Source organism: Candidatus Aalborgicola defluviihabitans (assembly GCF_016705985.1).
Taxonomy (GTDB): domain Bacteria; phylum Pseudomonadota; class Gammaproteobacteria; order Burkholderiales; family Burkholderiaceae_C; genus Allorhodoferax; species Allorhodoferax defluviihabitans.
Window position 1 is genome coordinate 175676 of the sequence record NZ_JADJKN010000002.1, and the last position, 23073, is coordinate 198748.

Annotated in this window: 22 protein-coding genes; 11 read left to right on the top strand and 11 right to left on the bottom strand. The window is 59.1% G+C overall.

Going from position 1 to position 23073, the window contains the following annotated elements; translation table 11 throughout:
• Positions 1 to 7: 7 nt before the first annotated feature.
• On the bottom strand, positions 8 to 661 hold the full coding sequence (locus IPI80_RS01230; RefSeq protein WP_413856377.1) for a PilN domain-containing protein: 654 nt from the start codon (positions 659 to 661) through the stop codon (positions 8 to 10).
• Complete coding sequence (locus IPI80_RS01235) at positions 658 to 1737, bottom strand: pilus assembly protein PilM (protein ID WP_413857556.1); 1080 nt, start codon at positions 1735 to 1737, stop codon at positions 658 to 660. Before IPI80_RS01235 ends, IPI80_RS01230 begins: the two co-directional genes overlap by 4 nt.
• Before the next feature lie 270 nt (positions 1738 to 2007).
• Here IPI80_RS01235 and IPI80_RS01240 point away from each other — a divergent pair, with 270 nt between their 5' ends.
• Entirely contained in the window at positions 2008 to 4386 is a 2379-nt protein-coding gene (locus IPI80_RS01240) for a penicillin-binding protein 1A (protein WP_413856379.1), read from the top strand.
• On the opposite strand, the gene cyaY is transcribed toward IPI80_RS01240, so the two are convergent.
• On the bottom strand, positions 4387 to 4716 hold the full coding sequence (gene cyaY, locus IPI80_RS01245) for an iron donor protein CyaY (RefSeq protein WP_413856381.1): 330 nt from the start codon (positions 4714 to 4716) through the stop codon (positions 4387 to 4389).
• Between the two features lie 12 nt (positions 4717 to 4728).
• Here cyaY and lptM point away from each other — a divergent pair, with 12 nt between their 5' ends.
• Positions 4729 to 4905, top strand: a complete 177-nt coding sequence (gene lptM / locus IPI80_RS01250; protein WP_413856383.1) for an LPS translocon maturation chaperone LptM — start codon at positions 4729 to 4731, stop codon at positions 4903 to 4905.
• A 9-nt stretch (positions 4906 to 4914) separates the two neighbouring features.
• Positions 4915 to 6198, top strand: a complete 1284-nt coding sequence (lysA, locus tag IPI80_RS01255; RefSeq protein WP_413856385.1) for a diaminopimelate decarboxylase — start codon at positions 4915 to 4917, stop codon at positions 6196 to 6198.
• 46 nt (positions 6199 to 6244) lie between these two features.
• Here the strand turns inward: lysA and IPI80_RS01260 are convergent, their stop codons facing one another.
• From IPI80_RS01260 to IPI80_RS01270, 3 genes are all read right to left on the bottom strand, one after another.
• Positions 6245 to 6901 (bottom strand): sulfite oxidase heme-binding subunit YedZ, encoded by a 657-nt coding sequence (locus tag IPI80_RS01260; protein WP_413856387.1) that lies wholly within the window; start codon positions 6899 to 6901, stop codon positions 6245 to 6247.
• Between the two features lie 6 nt (positions 6902 to 6907).
• On the bottom strand, positions 6908 to 7909 hold the full coding sequence (gene msrP / locus IPI80_RS01265; protein WP_413856389.1) for a protein-methionine-sulfoxide reductase catalytic subunit MsrP: 1002 nt from the start codon (positions 7907 to 7909) through the stop codon (positions 6908 to 6910).
• 156 nt (positions 7910 to 8065) lie between these two features.
• Positions 8066 to 8725: a c-type cytochrome gene (locus tag IPI80_RS01270; protein ID WP_413856391.1), complete on the bottom strand. Its 660-nt coding sequence runs from the start codon at positions 8723 to 8725 to the stop codon at positions 8066 to 8068.
• Positions 8726 to 8797: 72 nt separating this feature from the next.
• On the opposite strand from IPI80_RS01270, the gene yihA reads away from it, so the two are divergent.
• Positions 8798 to 9541, top strand: a complete 744-nt coding sequence (gene yihA / locus IPI80_RS01275) for a ribosome biogenesis GTP-binding protein YihA/YsxC (protein WP_413856394.1) — start codon at positions 8798 to 8800, stop codon at positions 9539 to 9541.
• On the top strand, positions 9538 to 10458 hold the full coding sequence (locus IPI80_RS01280) for an alpha/beta fold hydrolase (protein ID WP_413856396.1): 921 nt from the start codon (positions 9538 to 9540) through the stop codon (positions 10456 to 10458). Before yihA ends, IPI80_RS01280 begins: the two co-directional genes overlap by 4 nt.
• Positions 10459 to 10476: 18 nt before the next feature.
• Here IPI80_RS01280 and IPI80_RS01285 read toward each other — a convergent pair whose 3' ends face one another.
• Together IPI80_RS01285 and IPI80_RS01290 are read right to left on the bottom strand one after the other, a co-directional pair.
• Positions 10477 to 10974, bottom strand: coding sequence for a hypothetical protein (locus IPI80_RS01285; protein WP_413856398.1), 498 nt, complete (start codon positions 10972 to 10974; stop codon positions 10477 to 10479).
• A 92-nt stretch (positions 10975 to 11066) separates the two neighbouring features.
• Positions 11067 to 11930, bottom strand: a complete 864-nt coding sequence (locus tag IPI80_RS01290) for a lipid A biosynthesis acyltransferase (protein ID WP_413857558.1) — start codon at positions 11928 to 11930, stop codon at positions 11067 to 11069.
• Between the two features lie 258 nt (positions 11931 to 12188).
• Between IPI80_RS01290 and metK the strand changes: the two genes are divergently transcribed.
• From metK to IPI80_RS01310, 4 genes are all read left to right on the top strand, one after another.
• Positions 12189 to 13373, top strand: a complete 1185-nt coding sequence (metK, locus tag IPI80_RS01295; RefSeq protein WP_413856400.1) for a methionine adenosyltransferase — start codon at positions 12189 to 12191, stop codon at positions 13371 to 13373.
• Positions 13374 to 13430: 57 nt separating this feature from the next.
• Positions 13431 to 14669, top strand: coding sequence for a glycosyltransferase family 9 protein (locus IPI80_RS01300; protein WP_413856402.1), 1239 nt, complete (start codon positions 13431 to 13433; stop codon positions 14667 to 14669).
• Positions 14666 to 15160 carry a GtrA family protein gene (locus IPI80_RS01305; RefSeq protein ID WP_413856404.1) on the top strand — a complete coding sequence of 165 codons (495 nt, stop codon included), beginning with the start codon at positions 14666 to 14668 and terminating at the stop codon, positions 15158 to 15160. The genes IPI80_RS01300 and IPI80_RS01305 overlap by 4 nt, the downstream gene beginning before the upstream one ends.
• A 119-nt stretch (positions 15161 to 15279) precedes the next feature.
• Positions 15280 to 17016 (top strand): ArnT family glycosyltransferase, encoded by a 1737-nt coding sequence (locus tag IPI80_RS01310; protein ID WP_413856406.1) that lies wholly within the window; start codon positions 15280 to 15282, stop codon positions 17014 to 17016.
• A gap of 36 nt (positions 17017 to 17052) precedes the next feature.
• Here IPI80_RS01310 and IPI80_RS01315 read toward each other — a convergent pair whose 3' ends face one another.
• The gene (locus tag IPI80_RS01315; RefSeq protein ID WP_413856408.1) at positions 17053 to 17748 is read right to left on the bottom strand and encodes a hypothetical protein; all 696 of its coding nucleotides are present in this window, start codon (positions 17746 to 17748) and stop codon (positions 17053 to 17055) included.
• Positions 17745 to 18938, bottom strand: a complete 1194-nt coding sequence (locus tag IPI80_RS01320) for an exo-alpha-sialidase (RefSeq protein WP_413856410.1) — start codon at positions 18936 to 18938, stop codon at positions 17745 to 17747. The genes IPI80_RS01315 and IPI80_RS01320 overlap by 4 nt, the downstream gene beginning before the upstream one ends.
• Before the next feature lie 90 nt (positions 18939 to 19028).
• On the opposite strand from IPI80_RS01320, the gene IPI80_RS01325 reads away from it, so the two are divergent.
• Together IPI80_RS01325 and IPI80_RS01330 are read left to right on the top strand one after the other, a co-directional pair.
• Complete coding sequence (locus IPI80_RS01325) at positions 19029 to 20057, top strand: pirin family protein (protein WP_413856412.1); 1029 nt, start codon at positions 19029 to 19031, stop codon at positions 20055 to 20057.
• Positions 20058 to 20097: 40 nt separating this feature from the next.
• Entirely contained in the window at positions 20098 to 21951 is a 1854-nt protein-coding gene (locus IPI80_RS01330; RefSeq protein ID WP_413856414.1) for a sensor histidine kinase, read from the top strand.
• Here IPI80_RS01330 and IPI80_RS01335 read toward each other — a convergent pair.
• A complete protein-coding gene (locus IPI80_RS01335) occupies positions 21937 to 23070 on the bottom strand; it encodes a phosphoserine transaminase (RefSeq protein WP_413856416.1) in 1134 nt (377 codons plus the stop codon). The two genes, IPI80_RS01330 and IPI80_RS01335, sit on opposite strands and share 15 nt — an antisense overlap.
• Positions 23071 to 23073 lie beyond the last annotated feature (3 nt).

A 23073-nucleotide genomic window follows, 5' to 3' on the forward strand; every position in this document is an offset into this window, starting at 1 on the left:
ATTCTCGCTAACTCTTAACTGCGCCACTGGCACTAGAAACTGGTGCAGAAGCAGCCACACCCGCAGGTTCCGCAGCCGCTTTGGCGGCCTTCTCTGCTTCGCTCGCACGCACAAGATGAACCCGAATTGTGAAATTGGACACGCGCCGTTGATCACGCGCCGACAAGTTGACTGTTCCTGCCACAATTTCGACCAGCTCCGGCTTGTTAAACCAAGGTGTGTTGCTGGACAGATTACGCAGCAATTCCGACACCCGCTCGTTGGATTGCGCCACACCATTAATGGTCACAAGCTGGTCAACTTGAACCATTCTGGATATATACACTCCATCGGGCAACTGATTGACAAGTTCGGTCAGCAGATGCACTGGCAGATTTCGATCCGACTGCAGATTCTCCACGGCCTGCTGACGCGCACGTAATGCGGCAATTTCGGCCTCCAGACCAACAATATCCTTGATCTGGCCTTCAAGCTTCTTGATTTCCGTCTGCAACGCAAGGTTGATCCCTTGCTGTTCGGAAATGGCCGCCTGATACCAAAGAAAAATTGCACCAGCCACCAAAGCACCCGCCAAAGCGGAGGCACCCAAAGTTATGTTGAACAAGTCGCGACGGCGCTTGCGTGCCGCTTCGCGGTGCGGAAGTAGGTTGATCAGAATCACTGCGCAAACCTCCGCAGAGCAAGCCCGCAGGACGTCAGATACGACGGCGCTTCACGGGTCATTTTCTTGAGGCGCACACCATCGCCAATTTCCATGCCGTCAAAGGGATTGAGCAAACTGCACGGAAAGGTGGTGTGTTGCGTGACCGCAGTAGTCAGACCCGGCAATGCCGCCGATCCGCCCGCCAACATGATGTAGTCCACTTTATTGTGTGGCGTGCTGGTGAAAAAGAACTGCAACGCCCGGCCAAGTTCCTGAACCATGGTCTCAATAAAGGGGCGAAGCACAGACGACTCATAGTCTTCGGGGAGTTCACCGCTTCGCTTTTTGCTTTCAGCCTCTTCCTGCGAGAAACCATATTGGCGAACAATCAACTGGGTCAACTGCGCACCACCAAAAGCCTGATCCCGATCGTACAAAACCTCATCATCGCGCAACACCTGCATACTGGTGGTCAACGCGCCCACTTCAAACAAGGCAACGATCAAACCAGCTCCCTTGTTGGGCAGGTTCTCGATCAAGCGACCTGCAGCCAAGCGCGATGCGTAGGACTCAACATCCACCACCACTGGCGTCAAACCAGCCGCCTCGGCCAAACCTTGAATATCCTGGACCTTTTCCTTACGGGAAGCTGCAATCAGCACCTCTACGTCACCCGCCGATGTGGCACTGGGGCCAATCACACAGAAATCCAGACTGACTTCATCCAGCGGGAAGGGAATGTATTGGTTGGCCTCGTTTTCAACCTGCTGCTCTAGTTCGGAGTCCGACATGCCCCCGGGCAACACAATCTTTTTGGTAATGACCGCAGACGGTGGCAAGGCCATCGCCACGTTCTTGGTCTTGCTGCCGCTTTTTTTGATCAAGCGCTTGAGCGCACCAGCCACTTCATCGAATTTTTCGATATTGCCGTCCGTGATCCAGCCCCGCTCCAGCGGCTCTATGGCACAGCGCTCCAGCACGAGGTTGCCGGCCTTGTCGCGGCCCAACTCAACCAGCTTTACACTGGAGGAACTGATATCCAGCCCAAACATGGGGGCGGGCTGACGACTGAAAAAAGACCCCAAAGAGATCAAAACGGTCCCCTGAAACAAACCGGTCAAGCACCGGTCAGACTTAAGAAATCACTTCAATGCTATCAGTAAGCTCCTTGTCCCGCAAAGGTTTTTTCGATTTAAGACACTTGCAAGCGTTGCCAAAAGCAGACGTTTTTCTTTCGCGATTGGAATTCGCATGCCGAATTTCACCGGCATTGCATGAAGCGGCAACAATGCATGCGCACCCGCCCAACACACCGATACAGGTCTGCTTTTTATAATGCAGCGCGACCCACAGCTACCGTAAATATGTCCTCCACACCTAATCCGCCTGAAAACGAATCGTCCCCAGTGCGCAAACAAAACGCCTCCATGCACTGGTTGCTACGGCTGGTCTTGTGGAGCGTCGGTATCGCGCTCGCTGGTGCCCTGTCTTTGCTTATCGTCATTGGGTTGGCGCTTGCGGTGGCATTCCCCAATTTGCCCGACATTTCCGATCTATCGGACTACCGCCCCAAGTTGCCTTTGCGGATCTTCTCGGCAGAAGGCGATTTGCTGGCGGAATTTGGCGAAGAACGACGTAACCTCACCCCCATTGCCGAAATTCCCAAGGTTATGACCAACGCGGTTCTGGCCATTGAAGACGCCCGCTTCTACCAACATGGCGGGGTCGACTATCTGGGTGTGGTGCGGGCCGGTCTGGCCAATTTGGGCAAGTCCAAGAGCCAGGGCGCATCCACTATCACCATGCAGGTGGCACGTAACGTGTATTTGTCATCTGAAAAGACCTTTACCCGCAAGATTTATGAAATTTTGCTGACCTTCAAGCTGGAGCACTTCCTGAGCAAGGACCAAATTCTGGAAATCTACATGAACCAGATCTTCCTGGGCAACCGCGCCTATGGTTTTGCCGCAGCCTCAGAGGCCTACTATGGAAAACCGCTGAAAGACATCACGATTGCCGAAGCCGCCATGCTGGCCGGACTGCCGAAAGCGCCCTCTGCCTACAACCCTATCAGCAACCCGCAACGGGCCCGCATTCGCCAGCGCTACATCATCGATCGCATGCTGGAAAACGGTTTCATCACCGAAAAGGAAGCTGAAACCGCTAAAAGCGAGGAACTCAAGATCAAGTCCGGTACTGGCACCCACCAGGTTCACGCAGAATATGTGGCTGAAATGGTGCGCCAGCTGATGTATTCCCAATACGGCGACGAGACCTACACCCGGGGTCTGGATGTACGCACCACCCTGCGAACCGCCGACCAAAACACCGCCTACAAGGCTTTGCGCAAAGGGATCATGGATTACGAACGACGCCAGGTTTACCGGGGTCCAGAGAAGTTTGTCACCATTCCCACCAATGTTCAGGAAGCTGAAGATGCGGTGAACGATGCACTGGACGACAACCCTGACAATGGCGACGTGATGTCAGCAGTCGTGCTCGAAGCCGATACCAAGCACATCAAGGCCATGCGCGCGGGTGGTGTTACGCTGGACATCACGGGTGAAGGCCTTAAACCCGCCCAATCGGGCCTGTCCGACAAGGCGCCGCCGCATATCAAGTTGCGCCGTGGCGCCATCATCCGGGTCGCCATGACACCGAAGGACACCTGGGAAATCACCCAATTGCCCGAGGTGGAAGGCGCATTTGTCGCCATTGACCCGCGCGATGGCTCCATCAAGGCGCTGGTAGGCGGCTTTGACTTCGCCAAAAACAAGTTCAACCACGTGACCCAGGCCTGGCGCCAACCAGGCTCCAGCTTCAAGCCCTTCATCTATTCGGCAGCGCTGGAAAAGGGTTTCACGCCCTCCACCATCATCAATGACGCCCCCTTGTTTTTTGATGCCGGCGTAACGGGCGGTCAACCCTGGGAGCCCAAAAACTACGACGGAACCTTTGAAGGCCCCATGACCTTGCGCCGGGGCTTGGCCAAGTCCAAAAACATGATTTCCATCCAGGTACTGCGGGCCATTGGCCCCCAGTACGCCCAGGAATGGATCAGCCATTTTGGCTTCGACCCGGAGAAACACCCCCCCTACCTGACCATGGCACTGGGCGCCGGTTCGGTCACGCCAATGCAGATGGTGGTGGGCTATTCCGTTTTTGCCAACGGCGGCTTCCGGGTCAATCCCTGGCTGGTGTCCAAAGTGAGCGAGCAACGCGGCAAGGTTTTGGTCGAAACCAAAACGCCCGTGCTGGAAAACCAGCAACGCGCCATTGAACCCCGCAATGCCTTTCTGATGACCAGCTTGTTGCAAGAAGTCACACGCTCTGGAACGGCAGCACGTGCCCAAGCCACCCTCAAACGCCCCGACATCTACGGCAAGACCGGCACCACCAACGACTCCATGGATGCCTGGTTTGCAGGTTACCAGCAGACACTCACGGCGGTAACCTGGATTGGCTACGACACCCCCCGCAAGCTTGGTGACCGTGAAACCGGTGGCGGCCTGAGCCTGCCGGTGTGGATCACGTTCATGGCGAGTGCCCTCAAAGGTGTGCCGGTGATGGAGCCAGCCCCGCCAGCAGGCGTGGTCAATGTCGGCGGCGAGTGGTACTACGATGAATTTTCCAAGAGTGCCGGTGTCTCTAGCATGGGGCTGGAAAACAGCCCTGAACCCGGCACCATTGCACTGCCTCCAGCCGAGGAAAAGAAGAAGATTCTGGACCTGTTTCGCAACTGATCAAGGGGTAAATCGCAACTCGGTTCCCGATTGGGCCGTCGCGTTGGTGGAGAGGGCCTCAAAAAATTCGCCCTGCCCCTTGGTGTCCAGCCACCGACCATCCACGCAACGGTAGTGAAAGCCACCCGCGCGGGTGGCCATCCAGATTTCATGCAGCGGTTTTTGCTGGTTAATAACAATCTGGCTGTGGTTGGAGAAGGTCAGCGTCACCATGCCACCCACGCGCTGGTTGTCCACATCGGCATCGGTTTCGTCGTTGATGCGGTCACAGCCCGACTCCACGGCTTTGAGCAGGGCTTCGGCGAAATCCAGATATTCAGTGTCAGTCATTACAATTTCACCATGTTGAGAGCAAAGCAACTTTTAGTCAGCGCGCTTGTCCTTGTGGTGTGCATGGTGAGCTTGTCGGGTTGTGGGCAAACTGGGTCACTGTATTTGCCCAAACGCCCTGCACCCGTAGGATCTGTTCCCGCTGCAGGAACATCGTCAGCCACCGATATCACCCCGACATTTATCTGAACCCCATTCATGACACCGTTCACACTGCCTGGCGAGCCCCACATTCACTATGCCAATGGCCACCTTCAGATGGAAGACTGCCGATTGGACAATTTGGCCGCCACCCATGGCACACCCTTGTTCGTCTACTCCAAGGCGTCGATGTTGGCCGCACTGGCAGCCTACCAACGCGGCTTCGCTGAGCGCAAATCGCAAATTTGCTACGCCATGAAGGCCAATTCTTCGCTGGCCGTGCTGCAGGTTTTTGCGCAGGCCGGTTGCGGCTTCGACATCGTCTCGGGCGGCGAATTGGAGCGGGCATTGGCCGCTGGTGCTGATCCCGCCAAGATCATCTTCTCTGGCGTGGGCAAGACCCGCCAGGAAATGCGCCGGGCACTGGCCGCCGGTATTGGCTGCTTCAACGTAGAAAGCGAAGCGGAAATCGACGTACTCAATGCTGTGGCTTTGGCCGAAAACAAAGTTGCCCCCATCAGCATCCGCGTCAACCCCAACGTGGACCCCAAGACGCATCCCTACATTTCTACCGGACTCAAGGGCAACAAGTTTGGCATTGCGCATGAGAGCACATTGGCCACCTACCAGCACGCAGCCTCGTTGCCCGGTTTGGCAGTGGTGGGCATTGACTGCCATATCGGCTCCCAGATCACCCAAGAGGCGCCTTACCTGGACGCCATGGATCGGATGCTGGACCTGGTTGCTGCCATCGAGGCAGCGGGCATACCCATCCACCACATCGACTTTGGCGGCGGCTTGGGCATTGACTACCAGGGTGACACACCACCATCGGCCGACACCCTGTGGGCAAAGCTTTTGACAAAACTGGACGCACGGGGCTTCGGCCAGCGCCTCCTCATGATCGAACCCGGTCGCTCGCTGGTGGGCAATGCCGGTGTTTGCCTGACCGAAGTGCTGTTCATGAAGCCCGGCGAACAAAAGAACTTTTGCATCGTGGACGCAGCCATGAACGACCTGCCCCGCCCCGCCCTGTACCAGGCCTACCACGCCATTGTTCCGCTGGAGCAAAGCAAGCAAGCGCGAGCTGACTCACCCGTGTGCGACGTGGTGGGACCAGTCTGCGAAAGTGGCGACTGGATTGGCCATGACCGCCCACTGGCGGTACAAGCTGGCGACCGGTTGGCGGTGCTGTCAGCTGGGGCCTACTGCATGAGCATGTCCAGCAACTACAACTCCCGCCCCCGCGCAGCCGAGGTGCTGGTGGACGGCAGCAGTGCCCACCTCATCCGCAAACGCGACAACTTGGCTGACCAGATGCGGGGTGAACAACTGCTCTGACCGCTCCAGGTACAACGGTAGATCAATTGGTCGCTTCAAACAATTACTACGTTTTTGATAGCTGCTTACGTAACATTGACGGCGGCTGTAGCCTTATTTTTCGTACAAGTTTTAGTACACGCCAACCTAGCAGAACCCCCAGAATGGACGCATAAACCGCCACTTCGGCAAAGTTGTTTTTGCCTGCGCGCATCCAGAAGAAATGCACAATGGCCAGCACGGCAATGACATAAACCAGGCGGTGCAAGAGGGCCCAGCGTTTCCCACCCAGCGCGCGGATAGCACGATTGAACGAGGTCAGCGCCAGTGGTGTCAGCAATACCACTGCCGAAAAGCCAACCAGTATAAACGGCCGTTTGACGATGTCTTTGGCGATATCTACCAGCTCAAAACCCATGTCAAACCAGGCATAAGTCAGCAGGTGCAGCACCGCGTAAAAATAGACAAACAATCCCGCCATGCGCCGAAAACGTGCCAGGCCTGGCAACTGCAAAACGGTACGTACCGGCGTAATGGCCAGTACTACGCACAGCATGCGCAGAGTCCAGTCACCGGTAGAACGTTCCAGTGCTTCGGCTGGATTGGCCCCCAGCCAATCCATGGCGGCGGCCAGCACCAGCCACAGGATAGGCAATAGCGCCAGCACAAAAGTAAACGGTTTGGCAAAGCGGCTGAGCAGCCAACGGTTAATCGATACCTGCATGAACGGTCAGTAGAACTTTTTAAGATCCATGCCAGCGTACAACTGACCAACCTGGGCCTCATAGCCGTTGAACATCAACGTCTTGCGCTTCTTGGTAAACAGGCCATCTTCACCAATGCGACGCTCGCTGGCCTGGCTCCAGCGCGGATGATCGACAGTGGGGTTGACGTTGGAATAGAAACCATACTCATTGGCCGCTGCCTTGTTCCAGGCCGTACCGGGCTGTTTTTCCGTAAAGCGGATCTTGACTATGCTCTTGCCGCTCTTGAACCCGTATTTCCAGGGCACGACCAGCCGCACGGGTGCCCCATTCTGGTTGGGCAGGACTTCACCGTACATGCCAAAAGTCAACAAGGTCAGCGGGTGCAAGGCTTCGTCCATCCGCAAACCCTCCACATACGGCCAGTCCAACACGCGCGAACCCACACCCGGCATGGTCTTGGGGTCGGCCTGGGTGACAAATTCAACATATTTGGCACTGCCCAGCGGTTCAACCCGCTTGATAAGCTCGGCGAGCGAATAACCCACCCAGGGAATGACCATGGACCAGCCTTCGACGCAGCGCAGGCGGTAAATGCGCTCTTCCATGGGGCTGAGTTTCTGCAGGTCTTCCAGCGCCCATTTGCCGGGTTTCTTGACCAGCCCTTCAATCTCGACCGACCAGGGTGTGGTTTTCAGCGTATGGGCATTGGCGGCCGGATCGGACTTGTCGGTGCCAAACTCATAGAAGTTGTTGTACGCAGTAGCGTCTTTGTAACTCGTGGGCTTTTCGATGGTGGAAGCCCCGGCCAGTGTAGACGCGCGAGGATTGAGCGCGGCCAGCTTGCCCGCACGCGGCACAACGCCTTCGGCCAGAGCCTGGCGCGAAGCCCAGCCCGCCATCGCCGTACCTGCCATACCAGTGGCCATCATCTTGAGCAGGTCACGCCTGCGCTCGTAGACAACGCGGTCCGTGATCTCACTGGTTGCCAGGTGTTGAAAGCCGTCGGTGCGATTCTTGATCAGCATGGTCCATATCCTTAGATTGACAGATGGGTCGCCGGCCACGGTGGAAAATACGCACCAGCAAAAGAGGGCAGGCCCACCTTGCGGTGAGTCTGCCCTCTTTGGGTGATTTCTGCCCGATTGGTTCCCTAAAGAACCAAGGCGTAAAAGGTCTATGGCTTAGCGCAAACCGGCAATGTAGTCGGCAACGGCCTTGATTTCACGGTCGTTCAGCTTGGCTGCCTCTTGGGTCATTTGCAGGCTGTTTTGGCGTCCGCCATCACGGAAAGTTGTCAATTGGGCCGCGGTGTATTCCGCGTACTGGCCACTCAGACGGGGGTATTGCGCAGGAATACCAGCACCGTTGGGGCTGTGGCAACCTGCACAGGCGGCAATTTGGCGGTCTGCAATGCCGCCGCGGTAGATGCGCTCACCCAGCATGACCAAGTCTTTGTCGGTAGACGCACCCGCCTTGGCTTTCTTGGAGCCCACAAAATAGGCCACGTTCTTCATGTCTTCATCCGACAGCATGGTGGCAAAGCCCTTCATGATGGCGTTGGCACGCTTGTCCGATTTGAATTCCTGCAATTGCTTGACCAGGTATTCTGGGTGCTGCTGCGCCAGCTTGGGGTAGGCCGGAACGGCAGAGTTGCCGTCGGCGCCATGGCACGCGGCACACACCGATGTAAACATTGCCTCGCCCTTGACCAAATCGGGCTTGGCAGCCTTTGGGGCCGCCTCTGCATGCGCTGCAGGCGCGGGCGCCGGGTCAGCCGCAAAAGCAAAGATTGGCGCGGCAGCCGCTGTGGCGGCGATAAGCAAATGGGCAATCAACTTCATGGTAGAGCAATGTGTTTAGTGGGCAAAACTGCACCATTCTACAATGCCGGCTCGGGTCCCCCGCCTTCAACAATGACTACCAAACCAAACACCCCCCCACTTTCGCGACCCGAGCCTTCCCCCAGCGTTGGCGAGAAGTCCCCGGCGACCATCGCCCTGGGATGGCTGCACACAGCCAAATTCCTCACCACCGCGCCGCAATTGCATTTTTTGCCAGCGCTGGATGTGCCCGAAATCGCATTTGTGGGGCGCTCCAACGCGGGCAAGTCCACCTGCATCAATACGCTGACCCAGCAAAAGCAGTTGGCATTTGCCTCCAAAAAACCCGGACGCACCCAGCACATCAACCTGTTTGCGTTGGGCAAGCAGGGCGTGATGGACGCCGTACTGACCGACCTGCCTGGCTATGGTTATGCTGCAGTGCCCAAGCAGGACAAAATTCGCTGGCAGCAGGTCATGGCCAATTACCTGGTCACCCGCGAAAACCTGATGGGCATCGTGCTGATGTGCGACCCCCGCCATGGCCTGACCGAGTTGGACGAGATTCTGCTGGATGTGATTCGCCCCCGGGTACAAGAAGGCCTGAAGTTTTTGATCATCCTGACCAAGGCCGATAAACTCACCCGCAGCGAGGCCGCCAAGGTTTTGTCCATCACCAAGCTGCAGGCCGGTGGTGGCGAAGTGATGCTGTTTTCTGCCCCCAAACGCATCGGCATTGACGATGTAGCCCAACTGTTGTGGAAATGGGCCCACCCCCAGGGGAAGACACCCGTCACCTTGGAAGCTCCTGCGCCGGCACCAACGCCCGCCGAATGATTAACACCTACCTGCAGCCGCTGCCCCATGGCATCACCCTAAGTTGCCGATCGGCTGGCGAACCCGGTCGCCCGGTTTTGGTGTTTTTGCATGGCTTCCCGGAAGGGGCTTTTGTCTGGGATGCGATGCTGGCGCATTTCTCCAAAGCCGAGAACGGCGGCTACCGTTGCGTGGCACCCAATTTGCGCGGCTTCGAGCAGTCCTCCGCTCCATCGGAAGTGAGCGCCTACCGCCCCAAGCACCTCGTTCAGGACATTGCGGCCTTGGTCGCCATTGAAACCGGCGGTACACAGCCGTTGGCATGCCTGGTGGCCCACGACTGGGGTGGCGCGATTGCCTGGAATTTTGCCAACCAGTTGCCCTACCTTGCCGACAAGCTGGCGATCATCAACTCGCCGCACCCCGGAACCTTTTTGCGCGAACTCAAATCCAATCCTGCGCAACAACAGGCCAGCGCCTACATGAATTTCCTGATCCGCGAGGATGCGGAATCGCTCTTGACCGAGAACGATTTCGCACGGCTGTGGAAGTTTTTGTCTCAGGAGTTTTCGGGTGGTGCCCCAACGCCGTGGTTAACCGACGCGGTGAAAGACCAGTACCGCGCCGTTTGGTCTCAGGGGCTGCGTGGTGGCTGCAATTACTACCGCTCCTCACCCCTGCGGCCGCCCCGACCAGAAGACCCGGCAGCTGCGGCCATCGACCTGCCCGACAGCATGCTCACCATAGACCTGCCCACTTTAGTGGTGTGGGGCATGGATGATGTGGCATTGCCACCCGATTTAATCCAGGGGCTGGACCATTACATTCCCGATCTCACGCTGCACAAAGTTCAGGGTGCCACGCACTGGATCATTCACGAGCAACCGGAACTGGTCATGCATTACCTACAGGAGTTTTTGACACCAAAGCCATTCTGAACAAATGGCCCTGTCCCACTACCACTTGTATCCGAATTCAACCATTCCCATCGCATCGGCATAGTCACCTATTTGCGGAATTAACGTCACATCGGCAAATAGCCCTGTGCGAGCACCAATTCTGATTTTTGGCACCGCATAACAATTTGTCACCATTCGGCTGGTATCTGAGCCGCGCCCTTTGTGGATGCAAGTCAGACGCAGCATGGGAGTGAGCATTCCATAAACAAAATCGGCGTGCGAGACATCGCTGAAAACGCTATAGCTTCTTTTTCCAAACGTATCAATAAAGGTATTGGCACCGCTATCAAATTGATAAGCCTCGTAGCTCGCTTCTTTCGAAACACCAAAATAGTCCATGCCTCCTTCGCGATATCCTGGCTCTCGGTCAACATGCTTCAGGTAGCCATAGAAGTTGACGCTCCAATGGTCTTCAGCGAACGCCGGCTGGCAGCCAGCGCAAACAAGCAACAGGATGCAAGAACGCATAAAAGAATTGGTAAAAATTTTAAACATGCTTCTCTTACCTAGTTAAATTAACCATTTCCTGCAAACGCAATGCGATTCTGCCATCCGACGTAACCGACTTGATCGGTGGTGCCGCCATCTCAATAGGGTGGTGCCTCTCCATTGGGCCGATCCTTGAAGCGCTTGTGCACCCAGTAGTATTGACTTGGGTCAACCACAATATAGCGCTCCAGTTCCTGGTTCATGCGCGTAGTGTCCTGCAACAAGTCTTCCGTGGGAAAATCAGTCCAGGCCTCCAGCACCTGCACGCGATAGCCTTCTGGCGTCATTTGGGTCACGATAGGAACCACCTGGGCCCGCCCCAACCGTGCGAAGCGCGACAGCGAAGGAACCGTGCAGGCACTCACACCAAAGAAGGGCACAAACAGCGATTCCGACGGATCAAAGTTCATGTCCGGCAACAGGTACAGCGGCTCGCCGGCGCGCACGGCAGCGATGATGGGCTTGACACCGTCCAGTCGTGCCACCATTTTGGGTTGCCCAAACCGCTGGCGGCCAGCATGGATCCAGGCATCGGCTTCTGCGTTCATTTGGGGTGAATAAATGGTGGCAAAACGCCTTGGGACCTGCAGCGTCAATGCCGTCCAGGCAGCGTCCAGGCCCATAAAGTGGGGCGCAAACAAAACCGTGGGGGTATTCCCGTCAAGCGCGCGCAGATTGCCATCAAGCCGTAAGCGCTTGCGAAGCACTACATCACTGGCGTGCCACAGCCAGCCCCGATCGAGCCAGCTTTGTGCAAACCGGACAAAAACCTTGCGGGTCTGCACGCGCAATTCTGGCGCCGACCATTGGGGAAAACAAAGCCCCAAGTTGACCTGCACAACCCGGCGCCGCGAGGCCACCAGCGCATACAACAGCAGGCCCAGCCCCACACCGAGTGCCCGCACCACGGGTAATGGCAATTGACCCAACCAAACCAACAGCTTGAGTACCCCACGGGTCAGCACGGGTACAGTTCCTGGTCACCGGTCAATACCCACACTGGCGAAAGTGATGTCATTGCATGCAATTGGCTGCCCTGTCTGAGATAAAATGGCCGCTGTCGCTGAGTTACGGAACTACTTGCAGGGCGACCCACATAATGGTGATTCCTGATCGGGATGCCATTGTGCCTTGTCAATTTTGACGAATCTGCTAAAGCGTTCGCTGCAAGCTCCAAGGCCCAAGCAACGCGACTTGATGTTTTTTTGGAGTATTGACACATGGCGAACGATTTTCTCTTCACATCCGAATCTGTTTCTGAGGGTCACCCCGACAAGGTGTCTGACCAGATTTCCGATGCCATTTTGGATGCGATTTTCAAGCAGGACCCCAAGTCCCGCGTAGCAGCCGAAACGCTGTGCAACACCGGTCTGGTGGTGCTGGCAGGTGAAATAACCACCAACGCACATGTGGACTACATCCAGGTGGCACGCGACACCATCAAACGCATCGGCTACGACAACACCGACTACGGCATTGACTACAAAGGCTGTGCCGTGCTGGTGGCTTATGACAAGCAATCCAATGACATCGCCCAAGGTGTGGACCATGCGTCTGACGACCACCTCAACACCGGCGCCGGCGACCAGGGCTTGATGTTCGGCTACGCCTGCAACGAGACGCCTGAGCTGATGCCCGCGCCCATTTACTACGCCCACCGCCTGATGGAGCGCCAAGCCCAGCTGCGCAAAGATGGTCGCTTGCCGTTCTTGCGCCCCGACGCCAAGAGCCAGGTCACCATGCGCTACCTGGACGGCAAGCCCCACAGCATTGATACCGTGGTGCTCTCCACCCAGCACAGCCCCGACCAGTCTGAAAACCAGACCCACATGAAGGCCAGCTTTACCGAAGCCATCATCGAAGAAATCATCAAACCCGTGCTGCCCAAAGAGTGGCTTAAAAACACCCGCTACCTGGTCAACCCCACCGGCCGTTTTGTCATTGGCGGCCCCCAGGGTGATTGTGGCCTGACCGGTCGCAAAATCATTGTCGACACCTATGGCGGCGCCTGCCCCCACGGTGGTGGCGCGTTCTCTGGAAAAGACCCGTCCAAGGTGGACCGCTCTGCCGCCTACGCCGCACGCTACGTTGCCAAAAACATCGTGGCCGCTGGCTTGGCGCGCCAGTGTCAAATCCAGGTGGCCTACGCCATTGGTGTGGCCCAACCCATGAACGTGACGGTGTACACCGAAGGCACCGGCGTTATCTCTGATGAGCAGATTGCCAAGCTGGTGAGCGAGCATTTCGACCTGCGCCCCAAAGGCATCATCCAGATGCTGGACCTGCTGCGCCCCATCTACGAGAAGACGGCTGCCTACGGTCACTTTGGCCGCGAAGAACCCGAATTCACCTGGGAGCGTACCGACAAAGCCCAGGCGCTGCGTGTAGCTGCGGGATTGAAATAAGCTTGTGGGTCAGACCACTCGCTTAAGCGATGTGCTCTGACCCCAACTGACTAGACCATGAAACTGCAGACACAACGCTTCATCGACCGCTGGGTTGGCCAGTTGCTGTGCGGTGTGGTGTCGGCCTGGGTTCGCTTCACCGGGCTTTTTGGTGCACCCGCACGCATGGGCATAGTACCCAAGAACATTTTGGTTATTTTGCTGTCCGAGATGGGCAGCATCGTGTTGGCCGGCCCGATGTTTGCGCAGTTGCGCCGCCAATACCCGGGTGTGGCCATCCACATCCTGCAACTCAAGAAAAATCAGGAAGTTTCCAAACTCCTGTCGCTGACCGACGTCGCCCACATGCACACGCTGGACGACAGCTCGGGCGGATCACTCATCCGCGACATTCTGGCGGTGAGCCTGGCCATGCGCCGCTTGGGATTGGACGCGGTGATCGACTGCGAGCTGTTTTCGCGCGTGAGCGCGCTGTTGTCATTTTCCACCGGTGCACCGGTTCGGGTGGGCTTTACGCCGCACACCCAAGAGGGGCTGTACCGTGGCAGCTTCATCAACCACGCCATTCCCTACAACCCCTACCAGCACATCAGCAAGCAGTTTTTGTCGCTGGTGGATGCGCTGCAATCACCCGACGGGATGCCGCGCAACCGCGCAGCAGCCATCCGCGAGATCCCGGCCGAGCCCGAACTGGCCGTGCACTTCTCCACAACAGAGCTTGCTGTTTACCGCAGCAAAGTGGAGACCGATCACCCAGTCATCCAGGCGCGCCAGCTGGTACTGGTGTATGCCGGCGGCGGCATCCTGCCCGTGCGTGCCTGGCCTGCCGCCCATTACGTCCGCGTGGTGCAGGGCCTGTGCGCAGCGGGTCATGCAGTGGGACTGATTGGCCTGAAAGACGATGCGGCGTTGGCCAGCGAACTCAAAGCCCAGGTGGGCCATGACGCCTGCATTGACCTCACCGGTTACACCAAAAGCATCCGCGAACTGCTCATGCTCATGCATGCCAGCGCCCTTCTCATCACCAACGACGGTGGCCCCAGCCATTTCGCCACGGTCACACCGATCCAGACCATGGTGTTCTTTGGCCCCGAGACCGGCAAGCTGTATGGCCCATTAGGCAAACGCACCACCATTCTGGAAAGCGGTATTGCCTGCTCGCCCTGCCTGACGGCCTACAACCACCGCCTGACGTTTTGCGATGGTGACAACCAGTGCCTCAAACGCATCGCACCCGACCCGGTGCTGCAACAGGCCCTGGCCTTTTTGCACGCCCCCGCAGTCGCCACCCCATGAGTGCCCATTCGCCGTTGCAACGCGCCACGCTGTGGGCGCTGGGCTGGATTGAGCGCTACCGCTACATCAAGTTCGGCATCGTTGGCGCCAGCGGCACCGTGGTGAACCTGGTGGTGCTGCATCTGGGGCACGAATATGTGTTCAACGCCATTGAGGCGTCCTACAAAAAACCCTATTTCTCACTGGCCCTGGCGATTGCCCTGGCCACGCTGAACAACTTCACCTGGAACCGGCTGTGGACCTGGTCTGACCGCGTGCAAACCTTGGAGGCCGAAGAAGCCGCCCCGCGCGTGAGCCTGCGCATGCTGGGCACCGAGTTTGGCCAGTACGTTACGGCATCAGCCTTTGGCAGCGCGTTGCAATATGTATTGACCTTGCTGCTGTCGGGCAGCATGGACTACCGGCTGGCCAACGTCATCGCCATTCTTGCCGCCAGCGTGAGCAACTTTTTGGCCAACGACCGCTGGACCTTCAAGCGCCGCGGGAAATGACGCCCCCACGCTCCGCCACTACGCGGGTCGCTGCCCCCCAAGGGGGCCGCATTTTTCCTTGGGGCAGCCCGGCGGAAAAACGGTCCGCGCGCTCCACAGTTTCCCGACCCTGGCCCTGGTTGGCGCTGCTGGTAATGGTGACGGGGCTCTACCTGTACGGGTTAAATAGCCCCTATGCACCCACCAATGGCGATGAAATGGTGTACATCCACATCGCCCGCATGACGTCTGAGTCCGGCCACTGGTTGCCGCTGCAAAGCGAAATTGTGGGCACCCGCAACACCAAGCCGCCGCTGTTGTTTTGGCAAGCCATGGTGGCGGGGGATTGGGGCCAACACTGGAACCTGGTCGCACTGCGCTTGCCCAGCATTGCCTATACCTTTTTGACCACGGCCTTGCTGGCATTTTTTGCCCACCGCATCAGTGGCCGTGTGCGCACGGCCTGCCTGGCGGCGGTGCTATACCTGTTGTTCTTTTCCACCTTTCGCTACGGCCGGGTCTACCTGACTTCGGCGCCCGAGACCTTCTGGCTGGCCCTGCCCATGTGGTGGCTGCTGTGGGAGCACCTGCGCGCCGGCACCCAGCGCTTCAGCGCCCAAAGCTGGGGCGATGGAACCTACACGCTGTTTGGCGTGGCCATGGGTCTGGGTTGCGCCTACAAGTCGTTTGCGCTGGCCGCACCCACCGCTGCTGCCCTGTGGTGCGCCGTTTTGCTGTGCGAGGCCCGCTGGTCCTGGCCGGTGGTCGTGCGCACCACGCTGGGTGTGACCTGGAGCACCGTGCTGGCGGTGGGCATTTTTGCGCTGTGGTTTGCGCTGGACCCGGACCCTGCCTCGGTCTGGCAGGAGTTTGTGGTGGCCGAGAACGCCGGGAAGATGTCCAACTCCCAAGGCTACTGGCACAACGCGCTGTTTGGCACCTACCCCATGTGGATCCAGTTGCTGGCCTACCCGGTCAACGCCGGGCTGATGGCCTTTTCTGTGCTCGGGCTGGGCTGGGTGGGGCTCAAAGCCGCATTGCAGCGCACGAATATCAACCGCACCACACCAGCGATGCATCTGTTGTTGGTCTGGCTGGTGGTGTGGCTCATCGTCTTTACCATTCCCAGCCAGCGCTCGGAGCGTTACCTGATTCCCGCCATGCCCGCGCTGGCCATTGTCATGGCGCTGGCGTGGGACAAAATTCCGCGCCTCTGGCACTGGATCACACTGGCCATAACGGTGCCCGCCTTGGTAATGCTGGCGCGCATTGCCTGGGTGATGGGCGATTTGCAGATTGCCAGTTCATCGCAACTGACTATGACTTTGATAGCGGCTTGTGTTGGTCTGACGGGGGCTGGCATTGGATTTATTCATAAGAATTGGTGCCGCAACGCCAGCTTGGTAGCCGTGCTGGCGGTGTACGCGAGCTTTGGCCTGATGGTGCAACCCCTGAGCACCGACGCCGCCGGTTACAGCCCCACCGTCCAGTCCCGCCTGCAAGGCCAGCGCGTGGCGGTGCCCAATGGCTTTACCGGCCAGTACGAACGGTTTCACTTTGTGCTGCCCGGTGCGCGCATCACCCCGTTTGATGCCGAAGGCCGCAACACTGGCGCCCTGCGTCCCGATTTGCCTGCACCGGAGCGTCTGGCTTTTTTGCTGGGCCAGTTTGATGCGGTGGTGTGGTTGCAAGACAGCCTGGAGCAAAGCCAGCCCAGTTGCCTGCCGCACTGCACGCTGCTGGGCACGCGCTGGCATGTGAAGAGCCGCCACAAGGAGGGCGAAATCACCCTGGACAACCTGTGGTACCCGCAGCAATGGTTGTTCCGCCACGAATGGCTGGTGACGCGCCAGCCTGCTACGGCTAAAGACTCATAACGAAATGGGGTTCTAGCCCTCGTCGAATATACGTAGTCAGCTATTATTTTTATAGTTTTTCCAAAGCAACCGCCCCACATGGAATTGCAGCACCAGCCACAGCCAAGGGTCCAGCACGGCATCCCACGCATTGCCGGTGGGCAGGTGCGCAGCCACCAGCAATAGCAGGACCGCCGGCACCACGGCCACGCGCCCAACCCAGCCGGTGCCGCGCGGCGCCAGCAGCGTGGCCGGCAACAATGCCGCCAACGCGATGACCCCCACTGCCAACGGGCTGAAACCCCAGGCGTACAGCTGCAACGGCAATAGCGCAAAGCTGTCCAGCAGCAGTGCCCAACCGGCCAGCACGCCCAAGACGCACAGCGCCATCACGTCGCCAGTACGCCAGGCGCCATCATCCAAAGCAAGCTTGTGCGCAACGCCTGGGTGCAAGCGCCGCACCACGGCACCCGCACACAGCAGCACGGCCACGATACTGGGCGCCTGAAACGCCAAACCCAGCCAGTAGGCCGGCGAGGCCGTGCCTGGCACCCAAGCCCACAGCCCCACTGCCAGCGCCACGATGGCACTCAAACGGGTACTGCTGCGTGCGGAGGGCCAGACGCATTGCACAACCACCAGCGCCAGCCAGGCCAGCACCACGCTCCAGCCCAGATGCAGCCAGATCTGTTGCGCCACCAGCGTGGGCATCAGGGCAGTGTCCGTGGCGCGCACGGCATCCAGCCAGTTCATGGCGTACTCCCCGCACGGGGCTGCAACCGCGCCCAGGCAATGCGATGGCGGTCCACCGTGTAGGTAACCCACAGGCTGCCGTCTTGCCACAACAGGGCCGGGTAAGAAAACTCATCAACGGGCGCGCCATGCTCCAGCGTCTGCACGGGTGTCCATTGCCGGCCATCGCGGGATTGGCTCAGTTCCAGCGTGCCGCGCGAGGCGATGGAGGAGTTGTAGGCCAGCAGCAGTTGCCCTGGCGCCAACCCCAACCCGGCCACTGCTGCATCGGGGTTGTCCAGGTCTAGGTCTGGCAAGTCGTTCCAGTGGCGTCCGCCATCCTGAGTGGCGGCGGCGATGATCTTGCCGTGGGGGCGCTCGTCGCGCATCAGGGCCAGCCAGTTGGAGGACGACTGCATCACCAAAGTGGGCTGCAGCGCATAGGGGCGTTGCGACACCCGCTCCAGCCCCCGGAAATTGCCTTGTGCGTCCATGCGCACCACCACGGGGTATTTCAGGCCCAGCTCAAAATGCACGGGCAGGACCATGCCACCATCTTGCAGCCGCAGGGGCGCGTTGCGCACCAAAAAGCTGGTGTTCCACAACCACGACAAGGGCAGCACGCGCACTGGCGCAAAGGCCAATTCCTGCAAGCTGCTGCCTGCACTGCTTTGGCGCAGGTGCAGCACCCGCGACGCCGCCCAGCCACCTCCGCCCGTGGCCACCACAAACAGGTGGATGCGGCCATCGCCATCCAGCCAAGCCACGGGGTTGCCCAGGCGGCGTAACCCAAAACCCAGCTGCTCGCCCATGGCAAAGCGATTCACCACGAAGCGCGCCGGCGTCCATTGCCCGGTGGCACGCAGGTATTGCGATGCGGCAATCTGCACATTGGGACCGCTCTCGCGGTCACCCGAAAACCAGAATACCGTTAGCGCCGCCGGGTGACCCGCCGGCATGGCCAGCAAGGTACTGGCGTGCGCTGCCGCCATGCCTTCAGGCATGGGAATGGGGCCACGGTCCACCACCCGCAAGGTAGACAAATCGGGCGCCGCCGTGGTCACAGGCCAGGCCGCTAACGCCGGCGGGGGCTGATGGGGGCGCTGCACCACATCCAGCACCAGCAAGGCGCAAGTCGCCAGCAATGCCAGCAGCAAACGCAACAAAACCGAACGACCGAATATTGATTGCAGCAAGAGGGATGCGCCCAAGAATAGAAACACCGGTATCTTAGTGGCTGGACTACCGTAAGAAGACCCCGCAGCCAGCGTGCTCACGCACAGGCTGCAAAAATGGGCATCATGCAAACACCCTCCTCACCCGTATTGAGTATTCAGCCCCTGGGCTTCCCCTGGCAGACTCTGGATCCATTCTTGTTCTGCGTGCACCACAACGACGCCTACCCGCGCGGCAATGCGGCCATGGGGCCGGATGCGCCGCTGGACGGGCGTGATTTGGGCCAGGACTTTTCGCAGAAAGACGGCTGGAGCATGTACCATGGGCAGACCATTCCCGGCTTCCCCTCGCACCCACACCGGGGGTTTGAAACGGTCACCATCACCCGCCGGGGACTGATTGACCACTCCGATTCTCTGGGCGCTACGGCCCGCTTTGGCGGGGGCGATGTGCAATGGCTCACCGCCGGCAAGGGCGTTGTGCACTGCGAAATGTTCCCGCTCGTGCAAACCGGGCAGCCCAACCCGGCCGAGCTGTTCCAGATATGGCTCAACCTGCCCGCCAAATCCAAGATGGTGGAGCCCCACTTCACCATGTTCTGGCGTGAAGACATGACCCGTGTAACAGCGCAGGACGCACAGGGCCACAACACCGAAGTCGTCTGCGTGGCGGGCACCCTGGGCCATGCCAAGGGCCTGCCACCGCCGCCGGATTCATGGGCATCAGAGCCTGATTCGGACCTGGCCATCTGGACCCTCAAAATGGATGCAGGCGCACGCTGGACACTGCCCGCTGCCAGCGGCCAGGGCACGCGGCGCATGCTGTATTTCTTTGCAGGCAGCGCTTTGACCATTGCCGGTCAGGCCGTGCCACCGTCCAGTGCCATCGAACTGGCCGCGGGTCACGTTGTGGAACTGGTTGCCGGCCCCAGCCCGGTCGAACTGCTGGTATTGCAGGGGCGTCCCATTGGCGAACCCGTGGCGCAGTATGGCCCGTTTGTCATGAACACCCAGGCCGAAATCCACCAGGCCTTTGCCGACTACCGCCGCACGCAATTTGGCGGCTGGCCCTGGGGCACCAGCGATCCGGTGCACCCGCGCGAGCAGGGCCGCTTTGCCCGGCACGCAAATGGGCACGAGGAAACCCGGCCATAGCGTTTGGAGAGACAACCGGCTGACTTGATACGATGCGTCCATGCGCTTTGTCTGTCGGTTTTGGGGGAGGGCTCTGCTGCTGTTGTGCTGCAGCACCGCGCTATGGGCCCAGGACGCCCCGTTGGCCCTGGAGCATGCCAAGGCGGAAATATCCATCAATGGTGTCTCGACCTTCGCCACCGTGGATTTGCCCTACGGCTGGGACTTTCACCACAGAGGCCTGTCGGGTGTGGGGCAATTTGACCTCCCATTTGATGGGCCACTAACGACTGATGAAGCCTGGGGGCTGTACTTTTACCGCCTTGGCAATGCGTATCGGGTCACACTCAATGGCAAGTTGCTGGAGGGAGATGGCGACATCGCCGCCCTTGGCATTGGCGACTACGCCAAGGTTCCACGCTTTATTCGCATTCCCGCCGATTTGCTTTTGCCCCACAACCAGTTGGAAGTGGTGATCCGCTCGGACAGTGGCCGACGCTCCGGCATGCCCGTGGTGTGGGTAGGCCCCGTTTCTGGCGTAGAGGACTTGTACCGCAAAGAATTTGCCTTTCGGGTGGGGGGGTCCGCCATACTGGCGGTGTTCAGCCTGGTGGTTGGGGCTTTTGCTGCAGTGCTGTGGATCAGCCAGACCGATCCGCGCCCAGAGCGTCGTGGCGTTCGGGACAACCTGTACCTCTTTGCCGCCTTGGCCGAATTTTCATGGGCTTTTTTTGTGGGCGACACCCTGATTGAGCGCACACCATTGCCCTGGGCGTGGTGGAGTGTGGTGGTGAACATGTCCCTGGGCGTATGGATGAGTGCCCTGCTGCTGTTCTGCCACAACGTGGCCGGCTGGGAACACCACCGCACCAGCCGTTGGGTCAAAGGTCTGTTGACCACTCTGCTGGTGAGCGGCCCGGTGGTGGCCTATGCCGCCATCAGTGTCCCAGCACCCCTGCTGCTCACTCTGTGGCAAATTTCCTTTGCCGTGATTTTTATTCCTTCCACCCTATTATTTTTGGCGCTAGCCGCCAACGCGGCAACAACCATGCACCGCGTGGTCGCGCTGGCGTTTGTGGTGAATGTGCCAATAGGAATCCATGACTTTTACATCATGCGCATTGCAGACTCCTTTACCAACCAGGCCCTGCTGCGCTATTCCGCCACCCTGTTTGGATTGGCGCTGGGCGCCATTGCCATCGACCGGTTCCGCACGGCCAATTTGCGTGTGCGTGACATGCTCGATTCACTTTCCGTGCGGGTGCAGCGCAAAGACCTGGAATTGTCACAAAGCTACCAGCGCATGGAGTTGATTGCCCGTGAACAGGCGCGCACCCAGGAACGCGCCCGCATTCTGCGCGACATGCACGACGGCGTGGGCTCCCACATCAGCTCTGCCATTCGCCAACTGCAATCGGGGCACTCCAATCCCGATGAAGTTCTGCTCACCCTACGCGACTCGCTGGACCAATTGAAGTTGTCGATTGATGCGCTGAACCTGCCGCCCGGAGACATCACCGCTTTGCTGGCCAATTTGCGTTACCGGCTGGAGCCGCGTTTTCGCGCCATGGGTTTGACGCTGGAATGGGCCGTGATCCTCTTGCCCAACCTGCCGCAGCTCGACGCATCGGCCATGCGCCAATTGCAATTCATTTTCTTCGAAGCGTTTTCCAATGTCATGCAACACGCCCACGCCAGCATCTTGCGGGTTGACGCCGCCCCCACACTTACGCCCCGTGGAGCTGGCGCACCCGGCGTGCGCATCCGCATCTGTGACAACGGCGGCGGCTTTGACACCCAGCTGCTTCGCCGCGGGGGATTGAATTCCATGCACGAGCGCGCCCAGGCTTTGGGAGCCCAGCTCAATTTTCAGAGCCGTCCAGGGGAAACCGTGGTGGAACTATTGCTGCACTGAGTGACGGGTCACCTGGGCGTGGGCCCACTGCAACCATGGCAGCAGCGCGCGCAAATCGTCCGCATCCACCGTTGCGCCGCACCAGACGCGAATGCCCGCTGGCGCATCTTTGTAGGCGGCAATGTCAAACGCCACGCCCTGCGCTTCCAGCAATTGCGCCATCGCCTTGACCTGGGCGTCGGTCACATCCACCGTCAGGCAAACGCTGGTGTTGGACCGTGTGGCAGGGTCTTTTGCCAAAAAGGAGATCCAGTCTTGTGCGGCGACAAAATCGGCAACAATCTTGAGATTGGCTTCGCTGCGCGCCATGGTGGCCTGCACACCGCCCAGGCGGCCCACCCAGGCCAGTGCATCCAGGTAGTCGGCTACGCACAACATGGACGGGGTGTTGATGGTGTCGCCCTTGAACAGGCCCTCATTGAGCTTGCCGTTGGAAGTCATGCGAAAGATCTTGGGCATGGGCCAGGGCGGTGTGTACTCTTGCAGCCGCGCAACGGCGCGCGGACTCAAAATCAGCATGCCGTGCGCGCCCTCGCCTCCCAGCACCTTTTGCCAGGAAAAGGTCACCACATCAAGTTTGTCCCAGGGCAGGTCCATGGCAAACACGGCCGAGGTGGCGTCACAAATGGTCAGGCCGGCACGCTCAGAATCAATCCAGTCGCCGTTGGGCACCTTGACGCCCGAGGTGGTGCCGTTCCAGGTGAACACCACATCGTTGTCGAAGTTCACACGACCCAGATCAGGAAGCGAGCCGTAGGGCGCCTCCAGCACGTTGACATGGGGCAGCTTCAGTTGGTGGACGATATCGTTCACCCAGGTGGCGCCAAAGGTTTCCCAGGCCAGCACATCCACGCCGCGCGGACCCAGCAGCGACCACAACGCCATTTCCACCGCGCCAGTGTCAGAAGCCGGCACCGCGGCCACGCGGTAGTCCGCAGGCAAGCCCAGAATGCGGGCGGTCTCAGAACACACCCGCCCCAAAGCTTCCTTACCCAACGCGGAGCGGTGGGAGCGGCCCAGGGTGTCGAGCGCCAGGGTTGATACATCGTAGCCAGGGCGCTTGGCACAGGGGCCGGAGGAAAAGTTTGGATTTTTGGGCTTGACAAGGGGTTGCTGCATCGT

Bases quoted from the DNA above. Each gene is read 5' to 3' on its own strand.
- IPI80_RS01335 (WP_413856416.1), bottom strand. From the start codon at position 23,070: ATGCAGCAACCCCTTGTCAAGCCCAAAAATCCAAACTTTTCCTCCGGC.
- IPI80_RS01315 (WP_413856408.1), bottom strand. From the start codon at position 17,748: ATGAACTGGCTGGATGCCGTGCGCGCCACGGACACTGCCCTGATGCCC.
- IPI80_RS01260 (WP_413856387.1), bottom strand. From the start codon at position 6,901: ATGCAGGTATCGATTAACCGTTGGCTGCTCAGCCGCTTTGCCAAACCG.
- IPI80_RS01300 (WP_413856402.1), top strand. From the start codon at position 13,431: ATGAAACTGCAGACACAACGCTTCATCGACCGCTGGGTTGGCCAGTTG.
- IPI80_RS01240 (WP_413856379.1), top strand. From the start codon at position 2,008: ATGTCCTCCACACCTAATCCGCCTGAAAACGAATCGTCCCCAGTGCGC.
- IPI80_RS01280 (WP_413856396.1), top strand. From the start codon at position 9,538: ATGATTAACACCTACCTGCAGCCGCTGCCCCATGGCATCACCCTAAGT.
- IPI80_RS01270 (WP_413856391.1), bottom strand. From the start codon at position 8,725: ATGAAGTTGATTGCCCATTTGCTTATCGCCGCCACAGCGGCTGCCGCG.
- lptM (WP_413856383.1), top strand. From the start codon at position 4,729: ATGTTGAGAGCAAAGCAACTTTTAGTCAGCGCGCTTGTCCTTGTGGTG.
- cyaY (WP_413856381.1), bottom strand. From the start codon at position 4,716: ATGACTGACACTGAATATCTGGATTTCGCCGAAGCCCTGCTCAAAGCC.
- yihA (WP_413856394.1), top strand. From the start codon at position 8,798: ATGACTACCAAACCAAACACCCCCCCACTTTCGCGACCCGAGCCTTCC.
- lysA (WP_413856385.1), top strand. From the start codon at position 4,915: ATGACACCGTTCACACTGCCTGGCGAGCCCCACATTCACTATGCCAAT.
- metK (WP_413856400.1), top strand. From the start codon at position 12,189: ATGGCGAACGATTTTCTCTTCACATCCGAATCTGTTTCTGAGGGTCAC.
- IPI80_RS01285 (WP_413856398.1), bottom strand. From the start codon at position 10,974: ATGTTTAAAATTTTTACCAATTCTTTTATGCGTTCTTGCATCCTGTTG.
- IPI80_RS01330 (WP_413856414.1), top strand. From the start codon at position 20,098: ATGCGCTTTGTCTGTCGGTTTTGGGGGAGGGCTCTGCTGCTGTTGTGC.
- IPI80_RS01305 (WP_413856404.1), top strand. From the start codon at position 14,666: ATGAGTGCCCATTCGCCGTTGCAACGCGCCACGCTGTGGGCGCTGGGC.
- IPI80_RS01325 (WP_413856412.1), top strand. From the start codon at position 19,029: ATGCAAACACCCTCCTCACCCGTATTGAGTATTCAGCCCCTGGGCTTC.
- msrP (WP_413856389.1), bottom strand. From the start codon at position 7,909: ATGCTGATCAAGAATCGCACCGACGGCTTTCAACACCTGGCAACCAGT.